16 protein-coding genes are annotated in these 23,705 nt (G+C 67.3%); 10 read left to right on the top strand and 6 right to left on the bottom strand.

Features of this window, described 5'->3' with window-relative positions:
• The first annotated feature begins 33 nt into the window (after window positions 1-33).
• The gene (locus tag R5W23_RS17685) at window positions 34-1,572 is read left to right on the top strand and encodes a Gfo/Idh/MocA family protein (protein ID WP_261186846.1); all 1,539 of its coding nucleotides are present in this window, start codon (window positions 34-36) and stop codon (window positions 1,570-1,572) included.
• A gap of 364 nt (window positions 1,573-1,936) precedes the next feature.
• Window positions 1,937-2,716 carry a tyrosine-protein phosphatase gene (locus tag R5W23_RS17690; protein WP_320687433.1) on the top strand — a complete coding sequence of 260 codons (780 nt, stop codon included), beginning with the start codon at window positions 1,937-1,939 and terminating at the stop codon, window positions 2,714-2,716.
• 26 nt (window positions 2,717-2,742) lie between these two features.
• Here R5W23_RS17690 and R5W23_RS17695 read toward each other — a convergent pair whose 3' ends face one another.
• A complete protein-coding gene (locus R5W23_RS17695) occupies window positions 2,743-4,287 on the bottom strand; it encodes a hypothetical protein (RefSeq protein WP_320687434.1) in 1,545 nt (514 codons plus the stop codon).
• Between the two features lie 539 nt (window positions 4,288-4,826).
• Here R5W23_RS17695 and R5W23_RS17700 point away from each other — a divergent pair.
• Window positions 4,827-6,059, top strand: a complete 1,233-nt coding sequence (locus R5W23_RS17700) for a BBP7 family outer membrane beta-barrel protein (RefSeq protein WP_320687435.1) — start codon at window positions 4,827-4,829, stop codon at window positions 6,057-6,059.
• Between the two features lie 18 nt (window positions 6,060-6,077).
• Here R5W23_RS17700 and R5W23_RS17705 read toward each other — a convergent pair whose 3' ends face one another.
• Together R5W23_RS17705 and R5W23_RS17710 are read right to left on the bottom strand one after the other, a co-directional pair.
• Window positions 6,078-7,139 carry a S1C family serine protease gene (locus tag R5W23_RS17705; protein WP_320687436.1) on the bottom strand — a complete coding sequence of 354 codons (1,062 nt, stop codon included), beginning with the start codon at window positions 7,137-7,139 and terminating at the stop codon, window positions 6,078-6,080.
• A gap of 211 nt (window positions 7,140-7,350) precedes the next feature.
• Window positions 7,351-11,004 (bottom strand): tubulin-like doman-containing protein, encoded by a 3,654-nt coding sequence (locus R5W23_RS17710; protein ID WP_320687437.1) that lies wholly within the window; start codon window positions 11,002-11,004, stop codon window positions 7,351-7,353.
• A gap of 375 nt (window positions 11,005-11,379) precedes the next feature.
• On the opposite strand from R5W23_RS17710, the gene R5W23_RS17715 reads away from it, so the two are divergent.
• Window positions 11,380-12,090, top strand: coding sequence for a (5-formylfuran-3-yl)methyl phosphate synthase (locus R5W23_RS17715; RefSeq protein WP_320687438.1), 711 nt, complete (start codon window positions 11,380-11,382; stop codon window positions 12,088-12,090).
• A 151-nt stretch (window positions 12,091-12,241) separates the two neighbouring features.
• Entirely contained in the window at window positions 12,242-12,757 is a 516-nt protein-coding gene (locus R5W23_RS17720) for a hypothetical protein (protein ID WP_320687439.1), read from the top strand.
• Window positions 12,758-12,956: 199 nt separating this feature from the next.
• On the opposite strand, the gene R5W23_RS17725 is transcribed toward R5W23_RS17720, so the two are convergent.
• Window positions 12,957-13,964 (bottom strand): sigma-70 family RNA polymerase sigma factor, encoded by a 1,008-nt coding sequence (locus R5W23_RS17725; protein WP_261186838.1) that lies wholly within the window; start codon window positions 13,962-13,964, stop codon window positions 12,957-12,959.
• A gap of 675 nt (window positions 13,965-14,639) precedes the next feature.
• On the opposite strand from R5W23_RS17725, the gene R5W23_RS17730 reads away from it, so the two are divergent.
• Both R5W23_RS17730 and R5W23_RS17735 read left to right on the top strand, forming a co-directional pair.
• Window positions 14,640-15,707, top strand: coding sequence for a diguanylate cyclase (locus R5W23_RS17730; protein WP_320687440.1), 1,068 nt, complete (start codon window positions 14,640-14,642; stop codon window positions 15,705-15,707).
• Window positions 15,708-15,904: 197 nt separating this feature from the next.
• Window positions 15,905-18,415, top strand: coding sequence for a tetratricopeptide repeat protein (locus R5W23_RS17735; RefSeq protein WP_320687441.1), 2,511 nt, complete (start codon window positions 15,905-15,907; stop codon window positions 18,413-18,415).
• A gap of 14 nt (window positions 18,416-18,429) precedes the next feature.
• Here the strand turns inward: R5W23_RS17735 and R5W23_RS17740 are convergent, their stop codons facing one another.
• Complete coding sequence (locus R5W23_RS17740; protein WP_320687442.1) at window positions 18,430-18,891, bottom strand: hypothetical protein; 462 nt, start codon at window positions 18,889-18,891, stop codon at window positions 18,430-18,432.
• A 268-nt stretch (window positions 18,892-19,159) separates the two neighbouring features.
• On the opposite strand from R5W23_RS17740, the gene R5W23_RS17745 reads away from it, so the two are divergent.
• From R5W23_RS17745 to R5W23_RS17755, 3 genes are all read left to right on the top strand, one after another.
• Window positions 19,160-20,146: a DUF1559 domain-containing protein gene (locus R5W23_RS17745; protein ID WP_261186834.1), complete on the top strand. Its 987-nt coding sequence runs from the start codon at window positions 19,160-19,162 to the stop codon at window positions 20,144-20,146.
• Window positions 20,147-20,175: 29 nt separating this feature from the next.
• Window positions 20,176-20,409, top strand: coding sequence for a hypothetical protein (locus R5W23_RS17750; RefSeq protein WP_320687443.1), 234 nt, complete (start codon window positions 20,176-20,178; stop codon window positions 20,407-20,409).
• A 407-nt stretch (window positions 20,410-20,816) separates the two neighbouring features.
• On the top strand, window positions 20,817-21,269 hold the full coding sequence (locus R5W23_RS17755) for a hypothetical protein (protein ID WP_320687444.1): 453 nt from the start codon (window positions 20,817-20,819) through the stop codon (window positions 21,267-21,269).
• A 1,197-nt stretch (window positions 21,270-22,466) separates the two neighbouring features.
• Here the strand turns inward: R5W23_RS17755 and R5W23_RS17760 are convergent.
• Window positions 22,467-23,357, bottom strand: coding sequence for a DUF1559 domain-containing protein (locus tag R5W23_RS17760; protein WP_320687445.1), 891 nt, complete (start codon window positions 23,355-23,357; stop codon window positions 22,467-22,469).
• Between the last annotated feature and the right edge of the window lie 348 nt (window positions 23,358-23,705).

Genomic DNA, 23,705 nt, shown 5'->3' on the forward strand with positions numbered 1-23,705 from the left:
TCCGTAGTCTGAATCCTCCCGCAGGAGCTGCGAATGTCGAACTCGAACGTGAACCGCCGGGCGTTCATCGCCGGCACCGCCGCGGCCGGGGCCGCGATGTCCCTTCCGGCCGCCAGCTACGCGCGGATCAAGGCCGCCAACGAGAAGCTGCGGGTCGGCTTCCTCGGTGTCGGCGGCCGGTGCCAGCAGCACATCGGCGTCATCCTTCAGATGCAGAAGGAGGGCAAGGCGGTCGCGCCGGCCGCGGTGTGCGACGTGTGGGACGGGCAGTCGGTCAAGGGCGTGATCCAGGGGCGCGGGCTGTACCCGTCGGCCGAGAAGTGCGGGCTCGACAAGACCGACAAGAACCACGTCAGCAAGGACTACCGCACGATCCTCGAGCAGAAGGACGTGGACCTGGTGTGCATCGCCACCCCGGACCACTGGCACGCGCGCATGGCGATCGACGCCATGAACGCCGGCAAGGATGTGTACATGGAGAAGCCGATGACCAAGACGATCGCCGAAGCGATCGCGGTCGTCGACACGGCGGTGAAGACCAACAAGGTGGTCACCGTCGGCGTGCAGAGCATGGCCGACCCGACCTGGCTCGCGGCGCACGAGTACGTCGCCGCCGGCAACATCGGTAAGGTGATGCAGGGGCAGACCAGCTACTTCCGCAACAGCTCGGTCGGCCAGTGGCGGTACTACCCGCTCACCAAGGACATGACGCCGAAGACCATCGACTGGGACATGTGGCTCGGGCACAAGTTCCAGAGCGTGGACGGCCAGCCCCTCGGGCCGACCCCGGACGCGCAGCCGTTCGACCGCGCCATCTGGGCGCAGTGGCGGTGCTACTGGCCGTTCGGCGGCGGCATGTACACGGACCTCTTCGTCCACCAGACGACGCACATGATCGCGGCCATGGGCCTGCGGTTCCCGGCCCGCGTGGTGGGCGCCGGCGGCCTGTACCTCGAGTACGACGGCCGCGACGTGCCGGACGTGGCCACCGTGGTGGCCGACTACGACGAGGGGTGCCAGTTCATCGTCGGCGCGACGATGTGCAACGACGTGCAGTTCGGCGAGATGATCCGCGGCCACCTCGCGACCATCAAGTTCGACGGCGGCGGCGACTTCATCAAGGGCTTCTCGGTGTACGGCCAGAACATCGCCGGCGGCCCCGCCAAGCCGAAGACCGCCAACGGCGAGGAGAAGCCGGTTCACGTGTTCGAGAACCCGAAGAAGGGTGACGCCACTTACGCCCTGTGGGAGAACTTCCTCCAGTGCGTCCGCGAGCGCAAGCGCGAGACGCTCAGCACCCCGGAACTCGGCGCCGCGGCGTTCGCCACGGTCAACATGGGCGTGCAGAGCTACCGGTACGGGAAGGTGCTGTTCTGGGACAAGGAAAAGCGCGCCCCGAAGGAAGCGGACCAGTCGTGGGCCGGTCAGTGGGAGGCCCGCAGCAAGAAGCGCGGCAAGCCGAACCAAATCATGGGCTGGAACGCTGGCGACAAGGGCAGCCTGCTGCAACCGCCGGCCTACCAGAAGCTCGAAGGCCCGTGGGTCGGCGGCAAGGACCCGGCCGGCGAGTAATTTGAGTTGAGTTCACCGGCCCCGGACGCTCCAGTTGGAACGACCGGGGCCGGCTCGTTGCGCCTTCTGTGTCGGGCCGGTTCAGCTCGCTGCGTTGCAGCAGGCCGATGTTGCGTCAGCCGAGCGTTTGTCCGGCAATGCGTCGCGGGGAGCGCTGTTCCAGCACCGCTTTCCGCAGGACCTGCAATTAATCTTGCAGGCCTGGAGCAATCTCGCCGGTCTCCATTACCTGCAAGATTAATTGCAGGTCCTGCGGGCGGTGCCGTGAGCGCTCCGCACCACAGGTCACGAAGTGAACGGCTCGACACAGCATCTTCAGCGAGTGGCGTGAGCCCGCCGGCACATCGCTTGCCCCGAACACGTCATGACTCCCCTCGCGGATACTCACGTTCACTTGCTCGCCGACCTCGACGACGGCCCGGAAACCCCGGATGTCGCACTCGCGATGTGCCGGACGCTCGTTTCCCAAGGCGTTAGATACGTAACCGCACTCGCACATCAGAACCCGGACTACCCCGAGAACACCGCGGACCGGCTCCGCTCGGCCGCGACACAACTCGCTGTGGCACTGCGCGAAAAGAAGATCCCGCTGTCGGTCCACCCCACCGGCGAGGTCATGCTCTCCGCGGCCACACTCGACGAGTGGCGGGCCGGAACCCTCATGTCGGTCGGCGACCACCGGCAGTGGCTCCTGGTCGAAATGCCGCACGACGGGTTTCTCGACGTGCTCCCGCTTGCGGGCGCGCTGCGCCCGGAGGGCGTGGGGCTCATTATCGCCCACGCGGAGCGGTATCCCCCACTGCTCGACGATCCCACCCTGACGGGCGAATGGATCGCGGCCGGGTGCCTGATTCAGGTGACGGCCCGGGCGCTCGCAGAGGCCGAGGGAGATGAGGAGGACGCGCTGCGGCGCTGGGCGACCGGCGGGTTCATTCACCTACTCGGTTCCGATGGCCACGGCATCGACCGCCGCCGGCCGGAACTGGCGGCCGGCTTCGGGCGCCTCAAGGGGTGGATCGGGCGGCGGCGGGCCGAAGAGATCGCGTGCGTCCGTGGCGCCGCCGTACTGCGCGGCGAACCCGTGGTCGTTCCTCCACCGGCCCCGATCCGGCGAAGTTGGCTCGCGCGGCTGTTCGGGGCGTGACGGGCCGAACAGCCGCGCTCGCGTACTCAACGCGGGTTGATCCGTCGCACCACGAGCCGGTCCCGCTTCGCGGTTATTGTGATAAACAACTTCGCCTGGGGGATCAGGAAGAAGTGCTGGTCGCACGCGACGTTCACGTTGCCCCTGAACGCGTCCACCATCCCCTCGAACTCGGGCAGGTCGCTCAGCACCGTTGTGCCCGGTGCCGTGGCCTCGGAGTTACGCCCTTTGTGGACGCTCACCGCGAGCGTTTTCTGTTGGGTCGGTGCGAACCCGATGGTTTGCGGAGCGACCTTCAGGAAGTAGTCTTTGCTCGACACGGACGGCACGAACCACACGCCGCTGCTCGCACCGATCCCGCCGACCCGCTGGTCCTGATACGCCTTACTGACCACGATGCCGTTACCGTAGAAGTTTCCGTCCACGCCGGGGTACGGGACCGGGTAGATGTCGGCCGAGACCTGCCACTTGCGGTTCTGCGTGGTCAGCAGGATGGCGTTCTGGCTGCTGTGAAACCCGTCGTAGGTCGAGAAGGCGGTACCGTCCGGGGCGGCGCGGAGGCACCGGTCGTGCCAGTGGACGCCCGGTTTGCCGGACGCGCCTTCGACTTCCGTGATGCCGCCCGCGCCGATGTCCCAAAGCTTCACCTCTCCGAACACTTCGACGGTCGCCATCGGCCCGTTGGTCCGCGAGCCCATTGCCATCCCGCGGATGCCGGCGGGGCCGGTCGAATCGTACTCCTTGGTCAGGCCGGGGAGCGAATACACGCGGAAGATGCGGGCGTTCGGCGCGGCCAGCACGACCTTTGAGACCCCGGCGGTCAGGTGCGCGTCGCCGGTGTCGGCCGGGACGGTCGCGGTGAACTGCCCGGCGCTGGTGTCGAACACGGTGAGCTGCCCCTTGTCCGGAAGGTGCATCACGAGGTACCGGCCGCCGCCGCCGACCGCGACCATACCCACCCGTTCCAACTTGACGGTCGCCGGATCAGCGTCAAGCGGCGCCGGGGTAATCGACGGCAGCGCCGCGGTCACCGGGCGCAGGTCGAACGTGTCCTTGGGCTGGGGTGGGATGAACGAATTGTTCGGCGGGACGAACGTATTCCTCGGCGGGGTAAACGTGTTGTTCGGCGGGTTGAACGTGTTGCTCGGCGGGGTCACCCGGTTGATGGGGGGCGGGTTCGTTCCCGACCGGTTGTAGGCGACCGGGGGCGTGGTGTCGATCAGCCCGAACAGCACCCACGCGGTGAGGCCCAGCCCGCCGAGCACCATCAGCATCCCGCACCCGCCGCTGAGCAGAACGATCGCCACGGACCCGCTCGCGCGCTGGGGCTCGGCGTCTTCGCCGTCGATGTCTCTTTTCGTTCGGGGCCGCGGCAGTTCGGGAGCAGGCAGTGCGCCGGGGGTGACGTGCAGGGCGTGTCGCGGTTGGCCGGGCTCGGGCGGCGCCGCCGGTTTGCGGAACTCGACGGTCATCTCGGCGTCGCAGTGCGGGCACGCGACGGTAAAAGCGGTGCGCGACTCGGTGACCGGGAACGTCGCCTGGCACGCGGGGCACGTGACATCTTGGGGCATCGGGAGCACTCGGGGCGCAGGTATCAGGACGCTCGACGGTGTTATTGTTCCGGATGCGCTGCGCGAGTGCAAGCACGGGCGGGACGGTGCGGTGGGCCGCGCCGCGATTCGCGCCCGCCCCGCGCAAGGCGTTAATGACTCAGCAACCTGGCCGAGTGCTATTATGACAGGCGATTATTTGGGGCCGCGTGGGCCTCTGATTTAAAAAGATAGATTTCGACAATATTAACAGGTTTTACCGGGTAAAGACCGATCGATTTCAAATCTGTTTATCCTGCCCATCCTGTCAAAATCTTCGCAGGGCTTTGCATCGAGCTTGCGCGCGCCATGCCTTCGTCTTGGGCCAGCAGTGCTACTCACAGTGCGGCTCATTTCGCCGCGGACGCAGATTGCGCACCTTATCAACTTGGTAGTTGCGTAAGTTCGCTCACTTCGCGCATTACCCACGGCGCGCCAAATAGGCGAGCGTTCCGCTTAATTTAGTTGGTCTAGTTGTGCCGATTGGTTCGGTGTATCGACACTGCGCCCGAGGTGCGAACATGCGGAACCGGTTGTGTGCGGCTGTAGCGGTGCTGTGCGCCGCGATCGGAAACGCCCCCGCGCAGCAACCGTCTTCTTCCGCGATGGAGCTACCGGCGACCGGCCACGACCCTTTCACCGATCCGTTTTTTCGGCCCGCAGCAGCACAAGAATCGGCACCGGCGCCTTCGGCACTCGCTGACGCGACCGCAGCTAACGACCTCCGGGCGATCGCGGCGGGCGACACCTGCGCCTGTGAACCGGGGTTCCCCACTTGGATGTCGGCGGAGCTGCTGATCGGCCGCACCCGCGGAGCGAGCGTCGCCCCGGTCGTGACAACCGGGCCGGCGAGCGCCGGAGCGCTCGCCGGTTCCGTGGGGCAAGCCGGGACCGTGCCGCTGTTCGGCGGGAAGCGGCTCCTCAACGACTGGCGCACCGGGCTGCGGATCGAGGTCGGAATGTGGCTCGACCCGGAGCGGCGGACCGGGGCGGGTCTGCGGCTGTACTCGCTGTTCACCGGCAACTCGCAGCTCCGCACGATCCCGAACGGGGCGGTAGTGATCAACGTCCCGCAGTCCGTGTCCGCGGGCGGGGCGACGGTACAGGTGCCCGCGTTCGTGGGGTTCCCGGGTTTGACAACGGGGCGGGTCAGCGCCAGCGCCCAAACCACGTTTGCCGGCGGTGATCTCAACTGGCGGTGCGCGATCGAGCGCGGCGACCGTGGGCGCATCGAACTGCTGGCGGGCTACCGCCAGTTGCACCTCGCCGACGAGCTGAACGTGAACTTCAGTGCCGCGTCCCTCGCCGCCGCCGCGCCCGGCACGCAGCTCAACGGTGCGGACGACGTGCGCACCCGGAACAACTTCTACGGGCCACAACTCGGGCTGCACGCGGCGACGGGCGGGCGGGCGGTCTGGCTCGAAGGGCACGCCGCGACGGCGCTCGGGGTGACCGTGAGTGAGCTCGACTTCGCGCGGTCGCGGCTCCTCGGGGCGGGCGGGGCGCTGGCGCTGCCGGTCACGCAGTCGAGTGTTAGCAACCGTCTGACCTATCTGGGCGTGGTGGCCGAGAGCGGGGTGCGCGTCAACTGGCGCGCGACCGAGCACGTCCGCGTAACAGCCGGGTACAGTTTCCTCTACTGGAACAACGTGCGGCGGGCGCAAGAGATGTTCGTACTCGGTCCGGTGCTGCGCCCGCACGCGATCGACTTCACCACCCACCTCTTCAGCGTCGGCCTGGACGTGCGGTTCTGATTCACGGCCGCTCGAACCTCAATCGATAACCTTCTCGGGGATCGGGGCCACCTTTGGAACGGGCGGCGCGGGGAGCGGCCTCACGCGCGGGGCGCGGTCCGGGAGCGGTGCGGGCGCGACCGCCGGACCGTCGGCGGCGGGGAGTACCACACCCTTGATTTCGACCCTCTTGCCCTTGCGGAGCACTACCAAGTCGATCTTCTCGCCGGCCTTCGTCACGCTCACCTGACGGACGAACTCGTCGGCGTTTCCGCTCACGGGCTTGCCGGCGAACTGGAGAACGATGTCGTGGACCTTCAACCCGGCGCGCTCGGCTGGGGACCCGGGCACCACACCGGCCACCGCGATGCCCACGTCAGGATCGAGTCCCAGTTGGTCCGCGACGAGCGGCGAGAGCGCCTCGAACCGGATGCCGAGCCTAGCCCGCTCGGGTATCCGGCCCAGGTTCGGGAGCGGATCCACTTCGGGAAACATCAGCCCGCCTGGGCCGTTGAATTCGTTGAGGTTCAAACGCAGGCTCCTGAGCATGAGCCTGTTGGCTTCGGCCGTCAGCTTTTGTGCCTCCGGGTCGTTCGGGTTCTTGAGGAGCAGCTCGAGTGCCTTCATTCGGAGCTCGTTGGCCTTCTGAAACGCTTCCGGGTCGACGCGACCGGGTAGAACTTGGTCGAACTCGAGCGGGACCGGCGGGTTCGGGCGGTCCGGCGGCGGAACCGGCTTGGTTGGTGTGAGTGCGCGCCCGGTCACGGCCGTTTCGACGGCCGCGAGTTCCTTTTGAACGGCCTCGACGTTCTCGCCTTTTCGCGCGGCGGCCTCGACGGCGTCGCGCAGGGTCTGAAGTTCGGGCGGCGCCGCGCCGGGCTTAGCGCCCGGAAACACCTTTTCGAGAGCCGCGAGTGCCTTACGGATCTCGTCCACGTTCTCGCCGCGCTTGGCGGCGGCAGCAACGGCCTCGCGCAGGGCTGTGAGGTCGGCCGGTTGCGCGTTGGCAGGCGGGCGCTCCTGCGCCGTCAGCGCGGCCCCGGCGCACACCGAGGTGCCGACGAGCGCGACCACAACGGCCCACTTCCCGGTTCGGAACATGCGGTTACTCCTACGGACGCACAGGCCCATTCTGGTAGTTCATCACAGAACCGACACGACCGCAAGGCCGCGGCGCGGAAGTGACGCACGGGCGCCGTGATCAAATGTGAGGGCGTTGGAGTGGCTGGGTGGATCGAAGGGGCTAACGGGAACGTCGGGCGGCGAACGCGCACTCGGGCACCAAAGCGGCCGCGTTTGACGCGGCCGCCGGTTACGTGATCGGGAGCTGCCAGGGCACGTCGGTGCGGGCGTGTGGGAACTCGCCGCCGGCGGCCATCTGCTGGTACGCCTCCCGCGCGTACTCCCCCAGTTGCGGCAGGTCGGCCAGCTTCAACTGCGGGTACTCGCGGTAGAAGCAGATGTCGTCCGGCAGCGGCGCGCCCACGAACTCAGTTTCCGGTAGCACCACCCGCGCCAGCTCCTGGAGCCGGTCGCCGTCGGGTCCGGGCGGGGCGCCGAGCACCACCATTTCGTACGGCCGCGGGAACACGTTCGGGATCAGCTCCGGGGAAGCCTCCTCGAACGCCTCGCCGAGCAGCGGCTGCGCGGTCCCGTTCTCGGTCCGCGAGCGGAAGAACACGGCCGCCGCGTCCGAGTGGTCGAGCTTCGCGTCGAGGAACTCGCGGGCCTTCTTCAGCAGCAGCTCCCGGAGCGGCGGCCCCTTCTCCAGCGGCTTCAGGCACACGTTGCCCAGCCCGCGGAACTTCCGGGTGATGTCCCGCTGGAGCGCCTGGTCGAACGCGAGCAGGTCCTCGGGCGCGACCCCCGCGAGGAACAGGTCGGCCGCGTCGTCCAGGCTCTTGCACCCGTCCGGCAGGATCAGCTTGCCCGGGGCGTCGGGCGACCCCACCGGCCCGGCGGCCGCGCCCAGGGCCGCGTGCATCTCGCCCAGCGTCGAGCGGCAGAAGTTGATCTCCCGCAGGTACTCCGGGGCGTTCCCCAGCAGCTTGCGGAATACCGACAGGGCCAAGTCGAGGGTGTGCAGTTGCAGCCGCTTGCGCGGGTACGCGCGCAGGTGGTCGAGCACCTCGGCGGCGTTCGCCTTGCGGCTCGCCATCGCCCCGAGGCCGGTGCCGCCCAGGCTGCCGATCGCGCTGAACAGCCGGGCGTACGCGGTCCGCACGTCGCGGTCCAGGTCCGCCCGCACCCCCTCCAGCGCGTCGATCTGCCCCTTCAGCCGCTCGGCGATCTGCCGCACCGCTTCTTCCGCGCCCGGCAGCCGGTACTGCGGCACCTCCAGGAAGGTGGCCGCCATCACCGAGACGTGCCCCTCGGTCTCCTTCACCAGTTCGTCGAACTTCCGGCTCATCGCGGCGTGCAGCGTGCCCGTCTGCGGGTCGTTCTCGATGTCCGGCTTGCCCACCAGTTTGATGAGCTGGTCGAGCACCGCGCACGCGGACGTGGCGTCCATCCGCCCGCCGGACGGGGTGCGGGTGCGGAGCGGGTCGATGAACGCGTCGAACACCTTCTCGGGGTCCTCGCGGAGCGCCGCCCGGGCCGCCCCCTGGAGCGCCTCGACCACCGCGTCGAACGCCAGGTTGCGGTCGGCCCACTGCTGCCCGAGCCACGCGGCGATGTGCTCGCGCAAGTGCGCCGCGTCCTTCCCGGTCCACCGCTGGAGCTGGCGCTGCGCGAGCCGCCGGGTGGCCGCCGCGAGCACCTCCGGCCGCGGCCAACTGAGCCGGAACAGCCCGTACGTTTGGCACGTCGGCGCGTCGGCCGGGTACGCCCGGGAGTACACGTCGCGGCCCTCGTCCGCGACCCGGCCGGTCGGGGTGAGCAGCTCGTGGAACAGTGCCCGCGCCGCCGCCCCCGTGACCGGGTGCGCCGCGCCCGCGTCGGCGCTCTTGGGGAGCTGCGTGACCATCACCCGGGCGAACGGCGCCTCGCCGTCGGTGACCGGGGCCTCGGACTTGTCGAACACCGTCTGGTAGCGGGTCCTTTTCGACTGGAAGTGGTGCAGCTCGGCGAGCGCCGCGTAGGTGTTCGCCAGGGCCGCGTTGCGCGGGGAGCTCACCTCCGCGCGGGGCACGAAGAACACCCCCACGACCTCGGGCCGCAGGTACCCGACCTGGCGCAGCTCGTGGCGCAGCAGGTACGCCACGTCCAGGAACATGCCGCCCCCGGTGCCGCCGGCCAGCCCCGCGACCACGTACGCCCGCGGGCGGTTGGTGCGCAGGCCCAGGTTCGTGGCCTTGTCCGCCTGGAGCAGCGGGTCGTCGGTCAGGAACGTCTCGATCTCCTGGCGCACCCGCTGGGCGACGGCGCGGTAGTGGTCGAACAGCGCGAGCCGGCCGAACGCCCGCACCCCGGCGGCCGGCCCGGGGTTGCGCGGCAACTTGTACAGCGAGCCGGTCGGCATCCACTGCTCGACCGGGGGCAGCCCGTCCCGCTGCATGTAGTGCGTGGACCGGTTCAGCCGCGCGGGGATCACCTCGCGCACGGTCAGCCCGGCGGGGTCGGAGGCGTCCCCGCCCCCGGCGCCCGGGTCCGTGTCGATGTGCAGGATGCGCACGTTCGGCACCCGCTCGGCGGACGCGTACCGGTCGGTGATGATGCGCTTCAGTTGCTCGACCACCCGCCGCCCCGTGTGGCCGAGGGCGACCACCAGCGCCGGGAACAGCGCGCCGTCCCCGGACCGCTCCGGCGGCGCGATACCCAGGCTCCCCATCCGCCCGGTCGGCATCACGACGGGGCGGTTCAGCGTCTGGGACGGGTTCTGTGCGGCGGAGCCCGGGGAGACGAGCCGCCCGCTGGACGGGTTCGGCGGCACCAGCGCGGGCAGCGGCGTGTACGCCGGACTCCCCCCGGGCTTGATCAGGGGCGGGAGCTGCGTCGGCGGGGGCGTGAGTCCGGGCGCGGCGCCCAGTTGCCCGGACCCGCCGGCCATGCGCGTCACCTGGATCGAATCGGCCAGCGCGTGGCCGGCCGCGGCCGGCATCGTCGGGGCGCCCGACCCGGGCACGGGGCGCTTGGGCCGCCCGGGCGGCTCCGGCTGCGTTTGCGCCGGGGTCGGGGTCGGCGGGGGCGGCGGCAGCCCGCTCGTCTTCAGCGCGCGAACCAGGTCCGTGCAAGTGGGCCACCGGTCGTCGGGCCGCTTCGACAGGGCGCGGCCGACGATGGCGCGGTCGGCCAGCGGCAGCGCGCTCAGGTCCGGCGTGCCGTTGATGTGCTGCATCAGGAGCTGGCGGGTGTTCGAGCCGGTGAACGGCCGCGCCCCGGTGAGCAGCTCCTGGAACACGATGGCGAGGCTGTACTGGTCCGAGAACCGCGACACCCAGCCCTCGAACGTCTCCGGCGCGGCGTACACCGGGGTCACCCCGCCGGTCACCGTCGCGCGCACCCCTTCGAGCACCTTGGCCAGGCCGAAGTCCGCGACTTTGACGTGGTTGAACAGCAGGAACAGGTTCTGCGGCTTTACGTCGAGGTGCTGGATCTGGTAGTGGTTGTTCATCAGGTCCAGCCCCTCCGCGGCCTCCTCCATGTAACGGAGGAGCTCGTCGCGGGGGATGCCGGGCAGCCCCTGGCTTCGGCACTCGCGGAACCGGTCCCACAGGTTGCGGTCGGCCAGCTCCATCACGATGATGAGCTGCCCGTCGATCACCCGGAACTGCTCGAGGGTCAGGATGTAGGGGTGGCGGATCAGCTTGACGCGCTCGAGCGCCTTGAGCTCCTGCTCGGCGGGCCGGCTGTCCTCGTCCATCGCGTCGAGGTCGCCGAACACGAACTTGGCGGCCTTGAGCAGGCCGCCCGGCGCCTCGATCTTCCAAACCTCGCCGAACCCGCCCCGGCCGAGGCGCTCGATCAGCCGGTACCCGTTGAGCGGGTGCGGCAGCTCTTCGTGACTGACCAGTCGGACCGGCATAACACGGAGCCACGTTGGGGAGCCGAGCCGCACGCCGCGGGGCGAGAGGACGGGGTAAGGGGCTAATAGTCTGTAGAGCAGACCGCGAGGTTTGGCAAAACGCCGGTCGGGCCGCGAAGCCGGTTCGCGCCGCCGCTGAACCGCTTCCGCAGGCGGACACCGTCCGCCCGTTCCAGAACTCGCCCACAGAGTTCAGACGTTCGCGCGGGGCGCGAAACAAATTCGATTCACCCAGCCACAGGTGGGGTTCGGAGGTCGGGGGCGCCCGTGCGTCGGAGCGCCGGACCGGTTCGGGTTTCAAAATGTGAGCCGGATCGCTTATCATGCCCGCCCCGAACGGATCTTCTTCTTCGCGGTGGAAGGAATCACCCTGTTATGAGCACCACGCCCGGACTGTTGGTCAGCGTGCGGTCGGCGGCAGAAGTGGCGGCGGCCCTGGAAGGCGGAGCGGACGTCATCGACGTGAAGGAGCCGCTGAAAGGCCCGCTGGCGCCGGCGGAAGCGGAAGTGGTCGCGGCGGTCATCGACGCGGTGGACGGCAAAGTGCCCGTCAGCGCCGCGCTGGGCGAGTGGTCCCCGAACGCCATCACCGAAGCACACTGGCACCTCGAACTGCCCCTCCAGTATGTCAAGTGGGGCCTCGCGGGCTACGCGCCGACCCCGGGCTGGGGCGAAGACCTGCTCGACACCCGGCGCGAGTTGCCCATCGGAACGGAGATGGTCGCGGTCGCCTACGCCGACTGGGAGCGCGCGAAGTCGGTGCCGCCGGCCGAAGTGGCGAAGTTCGCGAAGCGGTTCCGGTTCAAGGCGTTCCTGCTCGACACGTGGGGCAAGGACGGCAAAACGCTCCTCGACTTCATGTCCGCAAAGGACATCGCCGCGCTCGTGGACGGGTTGAAGCGCGTGTACACAACGGTCGTGGTGGGGGGCTCGCTGCGCCCCGAGCAACTGAAGCAGCTCAAGGGGGTGGCGCCGGATTACTTCGCGGTGCGCACGTCCGTGTGCGCAGCGGGCAAACGTGACGGCGTGGTCGACGCGGTCCGGGTGAAAAAGTGGAAGGAGCTGCTCGCCGGAGTGAAGGTGTGAAGAACGGCTCTCATCCCCCTCTGTTCCAACACCACGAGGGGGATGTCTACGGGCTTGCTTCGCGGGCCGTGCGTCTAAAATCGTTCGAGTAACCCCACTCGTTTCGCGCCCCGGCGCCTTGGCCCCTCGATTTTGATCATGAGGGACTTTCGTGACCGACCCGTTTCTTGCCTTTGTAACCGACGCACTGAATCTGATGCACCCGCGGTTCGCGGCGGCGCACGGAACGGCATACGCTCCGGACGAAGCCGAAGAACCGCCCGCCGCACGCAAGGTGCGTGAGCGGTCGTTCGTGATGGAGTTTTACCACGAGTTCCGTCGGATGTGGGATCAGGCCGAGCCGGTCCGCCGCGGGCTGGGGCACGTCTTAATTCAGGCCGACCCGGATGCCGGCGCGCGGGTGCCCGACCTTCTTTTCTGGAAACTCGGCGAGCGTGGGGCGCCCGACGAACGCCTCGGTGCGATGTCGTTCGCGTTCCTGAGTAACCCGAACGCCGTCAGCGCGGATCAGTCGCTACTCGCGAAGCTCCGCGACAAGCCCGGTTACCCACGGGCGGTGAGCGTGGTCATCGGGCGACACGCGAACCTTTTGACCGAAGGTCTGCCGCACACCGATGGTGTGGTGACGGTTTTCTTCGACACCGAGAAGTGGCAAGTTTCGGCTTAACACGACCGTTCGCAACCGAGAAATCGCTCCAGGCTAACTCCGGGTGGGCCGGTAATATTTGCCGTTGCGAACGCACCTGAATCGTCAAAAGCCTCGCACCTTTTTCCAGCGGGCTGTTGTTCAAAACGCCGCGAGCCGCCGGACCATCGGTCCGGCGGCTCGTGATGTTACGCGGCCTGCTCAGCTAGAAGCAATTCAACTACTCAAGCAACAGAGTCGGCTCCCAGCCGACGCGCTCGGCATTGGCCTTAAGCTTTTCCAGCGCCCGGTTCTGGATCTGGCGCACACGCTCTTTCGAGATCCGGAGCAGATGACCGATCTGCCGCAGGCTGTGGGTCCCGTTGCCGGTGAGCCCGAACCGCAGGTCCAACACCTTGCGCTCACGCGGTCGCAGGTTTTCCATCAGGAAGCTGAGCGCTTCCTGGCGTTCGTTGTTCTCCTGCATCACCAGCGTGCCGGTGTCGGGCATCGCTTCCGTCAGCTTGAAATCGCTGTCGTCGTCGAGGACGGCGTTCAGGCTGACAGGGGTGCGGGTAGCGGTTTGGAGGTGCGTGAGGTGTTCGAGCGAGCTGCCGGTTCTGCTGGCAAGTTCTTGCGGGCTGGGCAGGTGTTTGCCGCCGTGGGCCAACGCTTCCGATTCCTGCTGCAAAAGGCCCAGTTCTTGCAAGTGGTGGGGCGACAGGCTCACGAGGTGACTTTGGCGAGCAACCGCGATCTGAAGCGTCTGACGGATCCACCACGTCGCGTAAGTGGCGAGGCGGGTGCCGTGGCTGACGTCGAACCGGTCGATCGCCTGCATCAGGCCGCAAACGGCCTCTTGCAGGAGGTCGCTGTAAGCGAGGCTATGGTGCCGGAACCGCTTGGCGACGTGGGCCGCGAGCCGGATGTTGGCGCTGGCGAGCCGGTGCTTGTAGTGAACGTAACGGTCGCGGAGGCGGCGGACGGCGATCACGTCGCACCGGTCTTCGGTGCAGTGCTCGCGGATGAACTGGGCCATCGGCCACGGCTCCAGCGGCGGGCGCACGGCGCGGAGCTCGTTCGGGTAGTGGCGCAGAAGGACGCGAACCAGTTCGCTCTTGCAGTCCCAGAAGCTGGTGAGCAGTTCGCGTTCTTCTTCGGGCGTCAGCAGGTCCGAGGAGAAAGTCGTCAGCGCGGTGTCATCGACCTTCGCGGACTGGCCGGATCGCTTCCGCCTGGCAGTTTTCATAGCGCCGTTTCCTGTTACGTCAAAAGAGGTTCGTGGACGGTTACCGGGTCTTGCGCCGAGGCTTACTTAAGGGACACACTGGCCGCATAGTCTCGCGCGAATTGTGGCGAGGGGAAAAAAAATTCCCCCGGCTCGATTCTGAATATCCTGACGGTCAACAGCATCGGCCGATCCCAGCCCGGCACACTACATATTGGGCCGGGGCGTTGGCGATTCCGTCGAACAATCGCCCTCACCGCAAACGCACAGCGCGACTCGCCGCCCGTCCGAAAGGCAGCAGCGAGAAGGACAAAGGCGAAGGTGAAGGCGAGCAGGGCACTCAGGCGAACCGGCGGCAGCACATCGTGTGTCGCATGGTATCCCGGGGCACTTTCCCCCATCAAACAGCCCGATTGTAGGCGGTTTTTTCACGCCTATCAAGCGTCAAGACAAACAAAATCGGCATTTTCTTCGTTCGAACTCCATTCACATTTCACGACTGCCAAGTTTCCCATGATGTTGCCGGTCGCCGCTGCCTTGACAGGAGTAAAATGCTTAACTCACCTGCCCTGTTTTTTTAGTTCGTTCGTTTAAATTCTTACCGGTGACGAGGCGGGGGCACTGGCGTCATCGTAAATTCACTCCACACACGCTGTGCTCCCGCGAGCGGCTGCGACGGTGGGAGCGGGTCCGTTCATGAACGTCACTCGGTACAAATGCTCGGTCCTGGTTGTCGACGACGACCCCGCGATACTCGCGGTTCTCGCGGCGCAACTCGGCGGGGATTTTGACGTTACCACAGCCTGCACGGCGGTCCAGGCGCGGGCCATTCTGACACAGCGGTCCGTTGACATCGTTCTTTCGGACCTTCAGCTCCCGGACGAAACGGGCCTGTCCCTTCTTGACTGGATACGCCGAACGGCCCCCCGCACCGCTCGCGTACTTATCACCGGTACGGCCCGGATGCAAGACGCGGTCGACGCCATCAACCACAGTCAGGTTCACCGTCTCGTTCTCAAACCGTGGCGGTCGGAGGATTTACTGCAAACATTGCGGGCGATCTCCCGTGCCTTGCTCTTGGAGCGGAGCCACGAACACCTGCTGGATGAGCTGCGTAAGCTGAATCTCGAACTGGAGCAGCGGGTGCAAACCCGCACACAGGAACTGGAACACGCCCTCGGGCAACTCCAGCAGGCAAACCAGATCCTCGAAAAGATGGCCGCGACGGACCCGCTAACGGGGTTGGCAAACCGACGTGCCATTGACGACGCCGCGCGAAAAGAGATCCAGCGCCGGGGGCGCATGCCCGGACCACTGGCGGTACTCTGGATCGACGCCGACCACTTCGGCCGCGTGAACAAAGACTTTTCGCAGATCGCCGGCGACCAAGTGCTGGTGTGGCTCGCCGGGGTCCTCCAAGCGTCGATCCGCACGACCGACTCGCTCGGACGGGTCGGCGGTGAAGAGTTCCTTGTTCTCGCACCCGGAACCGACCTCACCGGCGCAGAAGCGCTGGCCGAGCGCCTGCGGGTCCACGTCGAAGCCGCTCAAACCGTCTACGACGGTCACCCGATTCGTATGACGATTAGTCTCGGCGTGGCGGTCGCGGAGGCGGGCGTACCCGTGACGTATGAACAGCTCCGAGACGTGTCCGCACGGGCACTCAAGGACGCCAAGAGCGACGGGCGGAACCGGGCCGTCATCCGACTCATCACCTCGCCAGCCCCACCTGCGCCCGGCCCCGGGGAACCGGTTACCGCCTGAACCGTTACGGTAAGTCGGTGTGTGGGGCCGGGTTCAGAATCGGGGCGAACGTCCGAGGGGTTTGGTAACCGACAAGATACTCCCACACCAGACGCACATCCGATCCTCCCTCCCGCCTTGCCGTCTCGCACCGCCTGGGGTCGCCCGAACGCGGGACGTCGGTTAAGTTCACTGGAACGCCCGGCGGAGACGCTCCCGTGTCCGATTCGCTGCCCGACCCGAGCCGCACGGCGCCGCAAACGTCCGACGCGCCTGCGGCCCCCGTTGCGTTCCCGTCACGTGCCGACCGGTACGAGCTTCAGGGGGTTCTGGCTCGCGGGGGAATGGGTGAGGTGCATGAAGCACGCGACACCGTGCTGAACCGCCGGGTCGCGGTCAAGGTGATTCAGGGCCGGTTCGCGGCCGACCCGGCCGTCACCCGCCGGTTCCTCGACGAGGCCCAGATTACCGGGCAACTTCAGCACCTCGGCGTGCCCCCCGTTCACGACCTCGGCGCCCTCCCCGACGGGCGCCCCTTTCTGGTGATGAAGCTGATCAAAGGGCAGACGCTGAGCGACCGGCTCCGCGAGCGACCGGCCCCCGGGCACGAACAGGCGCGGTTCGTTCAGGTGTTCGAGCAGATCTGTCAGACGGTCGCGTACGCGCACAGCCGGAACGTGATTCACCGCGATTTGAAGCCCGCCAACGTGATGATCGGGGCGTTCGGCGAGGTCCAGGTCATGGACTGGGGGCTCGCCAAGGTGCTCACGGGCGCGCCCGAAGGGGGCGCCGCCGAGTCCGGCGCGCCGGACGACACCGGCCCCGCCAGCGAGATCGAGCTGTCGCACGACGCCGACCCGCTGACCCGTGCCGGCAGCGCGTTCGGGACCCCGCAGTACATGCCCCCCGAACAGGCGCAGGGCGAGTGGGCCGCCGTCGGGCCGCGCGCGGACGTGTTCGCGCTGGGCGGCATCCTGTGCGAGGTGCTGACCGGTCGCCCGCCGTACACCGGCAAGACCGCGGAGGTGCGCGCCAAAGCGGTCCTGGGCACCGTGGGCGACGCGCTCGCGCGGCTCGACGCGTGCGGCGCCGAACCGGAACTGGTGGAACTGGCGAAGCAGTGCCTCTCGCCGAACCCGGAGGACCGCCCTGCGGACGGGGCGGCCGTCGCGGACCGCGTCGCGGCGTTCCGGGCGGGGGTGGAACTGCGGATCGAGCGCGAGCGACTGGCCCGGAACGCGGACGCGGTCGGGGCGCTGCTGAAGCAGTGCGAAGCCGCCCTTCAGAATGACGACGCCGCCAGCACGGCCCTCCTCCTTGAGCAGGCCGAGCGGCGGGCCGTGGAGGGGGCGGACGGGTTCGGGCCGCGCCTCGCCCGCGCCCGCGCGGACCTCACCACGCTTCAGGAACTCGACCGGATTGAGGACCTGCGGTGGACGGTGAGCGACAACAAACTGACCCCGCGGGCGGTGATCGTGACCGCTTGGGCGGAGGCGCTTCGGCGGCACGGGATCGTGCCCGGGGGCACCACACACGCGGTGGTCGGTAAACTGCTCCGCGAGTCCGTGATCGGGCGCCGGCTCCTCGCCACCCTCGACCAGTGGTTCGCCGCGGAGCCGTCCGACGCGCTGCTCGAGTTACTCGGCGCGATCGACCCCAACGCGTACCGGTGCCGGGTGCGTGAGGCGATCCGGGCCGGCGACACGAAGCGGCTGACCCGACTGGCGGGCCAGCCCGACGCGCTCCAACTGGCGCCGCAGTTCGCGACCGCGCTGAGCGAGCAGGAGAGCGTCCGGCCGGAGCGCCGCACGCAGATCCTGCGGGCCGCCCACGAGCGCCAGCCCGACAGCCTGCTGGTGCTGATGGCCCTCGCGTCCCCGGGGGCCGCGCCGGCCGACGCCGCGGGGGAGCGGGTGGGGTGGTGCCGGGCGGCTCTGGCGCTCCGGCCGAAGAACGCGGCCGTGTGGAACAACCTCGGCATCACCCTGCGCCAGCGCGGCGACGTGGACGGGGCGGTGGAGGCGTACCGGCAGGCGGTCCGGTTCGCCCCGACCGACGCCACCGTTCGCTACAACCTCGGGATCGCGCTGCACGCGAAGGGCGAGCTCGCGGCGGCGGCCGAGTCGTACCGCGAGGCGATCAAACTCGAGCCCGGGTACGCGAAGGCACACTCCAACCTGGGCCTCATACTGCACGACCTCGGCGCCTCAGACCAGGAACTGGCCGCGCACCGGCGGGCGATCGCGTGCGACCCGTCGTTCGCCCGCGCGCACTACAACCTGGGGAACGCTTTGGCCCACCAAGGCGAACTCGACGCCGCGATCGCCGCCTACCGCGACGCGCTCCGGCTCGATCCGGATTACGCGCCGGCGCACCACAACCTGGGGATCGCACTTCAGAAGAGCGGCGATTTGGGCGGCGCGGTCGAAGCGATCCGCGAGGCCGCCCTGCGCGACCTCAGCGACGCGGCTGCACCCCGAACGCTCGCCGCGGTGCTGGAAAAGAAGGGCGACCTGGCCGGCGCGGCGGCGGCGTATCGGGAGGCGACCGAGCGGGACGCGAAGGACGCGGTGACGTTCTTCCGGCTCGGGTGGCTCCTGGACCGGATGGGCCAGTCGGCCGAATCGCGGGCCGCGTTCCGCCGGGCGGGCAAGCTCGACAAGCGGTACGCGAAGTGCGCCACGGGGTCGCGCGTCGAGATCCTCAAGGCGCTGAACTTCACCGCGTGACGCCCGCCGGCGGGCTATTTTTTCGGCACGTCGTCGCGCTCCATTCCCTGCCCACCCGGCAGTTCCGCCGGGAGAGCCAGTCGCAGCGCGGCCGTGTTCGGTTCCACGGTTACGACATCCGGCAAATTCACTTCCAGTCCGGATTTCGATCCGTCGCTCGGCGGATGATACACGACGCGGTACCGGCCCGCCGGCGCGCCGGGCCGGGTCTCGCTCTTCCCGTCGCGGGCGGTCCACAGCGTCTGCGCCGCGAAGGTGCCGTCCGGCTGCACGGGCGCATTCACGGTGAACGGGGTGTTGGTCGCCGGCTCCGGGACGAACAGCAGCCCGCCGACCCCGACCGACTTGCCCTCCCGCACCAGCGTGCCCGTTACCGGGTGCAGTGACGGCACCCGCTCGCCTCCCGAACACCCGGCGAGGAGCCCCGCCGCGGCGCACCCGCAGACCGCAATCAGCGACCGAAGCCACGCGCTCATAGTTCCGCCCCGCCCCTCGTCACGTTAATGGGCCACGCTCAGATGTACGGCCGGTGAGGCCATTCGGCCCGTGGTGCGAGCCATTATGAAGGCCTCGCGTGCGAGCCGTGAGCGGACGGCTAGCGTGCCGTGAAGTCTTGTCGAAACCGCCGCGCCACGCTTGCGACACACTTTACACCCGATCACACCGCCTGCTACGACAACAGCGGCCGAGTGACGCCCACATTTCGGAGTTCGCCGTCAATGGTGCTCATGTGAGGTCGTTCCAATGATTCGCTGCCGCCTTCCGCGTGCGTTCACGCTGATCGAGTTGTTGGTTGTGATTGCGATCATCGCGGTGCTGATCGGGCTGCTGCTGCCGGCCGTGCAGAAGGTGCGCGAGGCCGCGGCGCGGATGCAGTGCTCCAACAACCTGAAGCAGATCGGTCTGGCGTACCACAACCACCACAGCACCCACGGCAACTTCCCGCAAGGCGGGCAGGACGGCCGCCCGACCGGCCAGCCGTTTCAGACGTGCTGCAACTGGAACGACCAGAACGCCGCCACGCTGAACGACGCCGGCCAGATGGACAACCGCGACGGGTTCAACTGGCGGTACTACATCCTGCCGTACATCGAGCAGGACAACCTGTTCAAGACGGTGAGCCGCGCGACCCTCTACGCGACCCCGGTGAAGACCTACTACTGCCCGACCCGCCGGGCGCCGATCCTGGTCAACGGCTCGGCCCGGTGCGATTACAACGGCAACGCCGGCACCCAGTTCGCTAACGGCACCCCCAGCCCGACTTCGACCGACAACGGCTCCGGTACGGTGGACGGGGTGGTGGTGCGCACCACCACCGGCCGCATGACCATCGGTCAGATCACCGACGGGACCTCGAACACTGTCCTCATCGCCGAGAAGTGGCTCCACCCGAGCCGGTACACCACCGGGGCCGACGGGGGCGACAACGAGGTGTGGTGCAACGCCGGCTGGGACGAGTGCGTCGTGCGCATCGGGGGCGGCACGTACAACCACCCGCAACTGGGGGCCATCGATCGCCGCCCCCGGCCGGACAGCCAGGCTCCGAACTCGACGGACTCTAACGGCCAGGTCACCATCTGGAACCAGTCGTTCGGTGGGCCGCACAGCAGCGGCGTGCAAGCGGTTCTGTGCGACGGGTCGGTTCGCAACGTGAACTTCTCCGTGTCCGCAAACGCGTGGGCGGCTGCGTGTTCACGCAACGGCGGTGAAACCGTCGGTCTCGACAACTGATCCACACCCCAACCGGAAGGAGCAAGGCCATGCGCCGTTCACTGTTTGCCCTCATTTGTGGCCTCGCGGTCGCGCCGCTCGGGTGCGGAGACACGCCGGCCGCCCCGAAAGTCGATAAGGCTCTTGAAGACTTACAGAACAAGAGTCAGAAGCAGGCCGACGCCGAAGAGCGGCAAATGCAGAAGCAGAACCAGAGCCAGAACAAGGGGCAGAACCAAGCCGATTCCGAGGAGCGGCAGATGCAGAAGCAGAACCGCAGGTGATCCTCCCCACCGGCGCCGCAGGCGGCAGTCACGCCGCAGCCTCTGCCCGTTTGACGTTTGCTCGACTGGTGCTTCATTCTGAAATTGAAATGCTCAGGCGGGGCCGGCCCCACAGACCCGGGGTCGGTCCTCGTAGCCCGAATCACGCGAACGAGCGCGGCGCGTTATTCGGGAGCAGTTAAGCAACGAAACCTGTGCTCACGGCGACAGAACTGAGTTCCAACTCGACAGACCGTCCGGGCGTTCGCGAGCCGCGCGAAGGGGCCGTTCCGATGCGCCCGTCGGAGCCTCCACCAAGAATCATCTCTGGTCGAGTCGGGCGCCGGCGTTAAAGTAAAGGTCCCCTGCCGCGCAGGACGGACGACCAGGACGGTCGCCGGGTCGGGACGCATGGAGGTTCCCCGCACGTGAAAATTCGCCATTTCGTACTCGACGCGCACGCCCAGCTCCGCAAATTCGGCCGCCGGGCCGTTCATGAAGTGCTCGCGGGGCGTCTGGACGCTCGAGCGATCGATCCCGCTCTGTCGCGCGAACTGGCCCTGGTGACCGTGGTGTGCGACGACAACCTGATCCCCGAGCGTGCGTACCTGCTCCGCGTGCCCCTTACCGACGGCGTTCTCACCACCGCAGACCGGTTGGTGCTCCGGGCGTTCGTGCGCCCGGACTGTGTCACGCCAAGTGAGGCGGTCCAGCACCACTTGACCGGCTGGCCGCGTGACCTGTTGCCGCAACTCGCGGTGGCAATGGACGTACCGGCGCGGGGGCTCGACGAGACGCTCGAGGTCGGCGGACCGGTTTTGGTTGCGGCATTGACCGGCCGCTCGATTGGAAGTGTGGTACGTGGGCTGGATCGGACGTAGTACACCGGCGCCGGCGAGTTGGTTTCCCAAGAACGACGGCGTTCCGAAAGCGAACTCGGAACGCGGGCCAACGTATTTTGGGCACCCGACCGGGCGATGCGGCAACTGCGATGCGAAAATCAATAGCGGGCCACGCAGCCTCCGATGTGGATGCCAAAAATTAGCGCAAAGCATTGCTCAGAAACGATTTGCCACAGATTGAATGCAGTTGCATGATTGGTACAAGTGGTACCGAGCTTCTGGTGCCGCTCGGTTTTGCGCCAAATATTTCGACTCGAAGGGTTGATTCTGCCGTGGTATGCGGGCTATAGTATTTTCAGACCGGCCGCGGCAGCCACACTGAATGGGCGACAGTGTGACAGCTTGCGGCCGGTCCTTCTTTATAGCTTTGTTTGTAATTTTTTCCCAACGAACCTGCTCCTTCATGCCTGTGGTCATACCACTTCTATTCCAACTCTGATCGTCGCACCTCCTCAACGCTTCGCTCGACTTATGCCATTTTTAGCTCCTGTCGATAGTTACTTGCAAGTTAATGTCTGACAAGCGATTGCGACAGCTACGATTCTGTGGCCATTGTGGCCACTCATCAAGCTGATTCAGAACTTACGTCGAAAGTCAGTTGTGACTTTCCACATGGACAAGCCGCGGGGTGTGCTCGGATCGAGTCTTGGTCATTCATGGGTGGGTGCGGCTCAGACCACTTCGAAGTCCTTGGGGGGGGCATCTCGATGGGCCGCCAGTCCACTTCCGCCGCGGTGGGCAGCGGGGCCGACTCGAACAGTTCCGAAGCGTATCCCGCAATCACATGGGTCCAGATGCGCGGCAACGTGTCCAGACATTCGGTGCTCGTGACGTAGTGCTGCAACTCGTGCGCGTCGAGGTAAAGGACGAGTTCGGACCACTTTCCAGGCTGCAACTTGTCGGCCGGTGTGCTCGCCGGGATGCGGGACGTGAATTCGGCAACGTTGCGCCCGGTGCCCGCGACGTGTGACACCACAATTCCATACGGTTCGAGGATTTACGTCACCCGGTCGTTGATGGTCGCAACGAGGTCTTTATGTTCCTCCGGGGGCATGACGGGCACCTCGCGGGAGGACACTCGGGCGCCCGCGTCGGTTGAGGGGCGTGGTTGTGTATCGTCGCAGGCGCGCGTTCGATTTGATAGCAGCGTCGGGCGGTTCTCACCTCACGCGGCACTCACAACTCGCTCGTATTGATCACCTCGTTGTCGTTCCGGACGCACGCCCTGGTCCAGGTGGCGGGTGTGATCGAGTACCGGATCGACCGCACCGACCCGTCGCAAAACACGGCACCGAACCCGCTCCCCCGCGGCCCGCCGAACACGTGCGACGGCGCGACCGTGTCCCCCGTATTCCAGAAGTCGGGCGCCGGGGCGGCGAATCCGGTGCGGTACACCTCCCAGTCCCCGTTCCACCCCGGGGTGCAGTACGACTCGTTGTCGTCCGTACTGGTTCCGAACGCCGCCGCGTTCAGCCGCTTCTCGCCCACCAGAACCGTGGTACTCGTTCCGTCGGTGATGTCCGCCATCCGGATCGTCCCGTAGTGCGTCTTCATGATCACACCGTCGGTCCCGTACCCGCTGCTGGAACCGCCGGCGTTGCACGCGTAGTCGATCTTGGCCGCCCCGTTCACCGCCACCGCCGCCCGCCGCTGCGGACAGTAGTACGCTTTCACCGGCGTGCGCCGGACGGTCGCCGGGTCGCCGTTCTTGTACAGGTTGTCCTGCTCGAGGTACGGCAGGATGAAGTAAGCCCAGCTCCAACTCGCTTCGCGGGCCTGCGGGGTGGCCGCACTCGGGTCGCCGCTCGACGGCGCGCCTAACGGGTACACGTGCATCCCGCCACGGGGGAACCGACCGGTCGCGTCGTGGTGGCCGTGAACGGCCAGCCCGATCTGTTTGAGGTTGTTAGCGCACGTCATGCGTGCGGCGGCCTCGCGCACCTTTTGAACCGCCGGCAGCAGCAGACCGATGAGAACTGCGATGATGGCAACCACCACGATCAACTCGAGGAGCGTGAGCGCCCGTCGAAAGGAGGGCGGTCGAATGCGGGGCGAAAGCAACCACATACGCGGTTCCTGGTCGCCAGACGGGAATGAGTTCCGACCGCGTGGCGACGCGCGGGCGGGTGAATCGAGCCAGATTTTCGAACGATCGACCGCGAGTATGAAGAGGAATGATTATTGGTAGCTACCGAGAATCGTGGATGTCAAGCGGAAAAATGAAAAAGGCATGAGCGAAGACAGGTTTTGGACCCGCCGGACACGCGAGTGCCGGACTCGTTTTGTTATTTCGAGCGGATCGCGCAGCTTGCCCACATTCCTGGTATTATCGCGTCGGGACGCACACCCGGTGCGGCCGGCAATGTAGCCGCACCGGGTGTGCGTCCCGACGCTCGATTGCGCCGCACGTAACTG

It is taken from the genome of Gemmata algarum (assembly GCF_034097035.1).
Lineage (GTDB): Bacteria > Planctomycetota > Planctomycetia > Gemmatales > Gemmataceae > Gemmata > Gemmata algarum.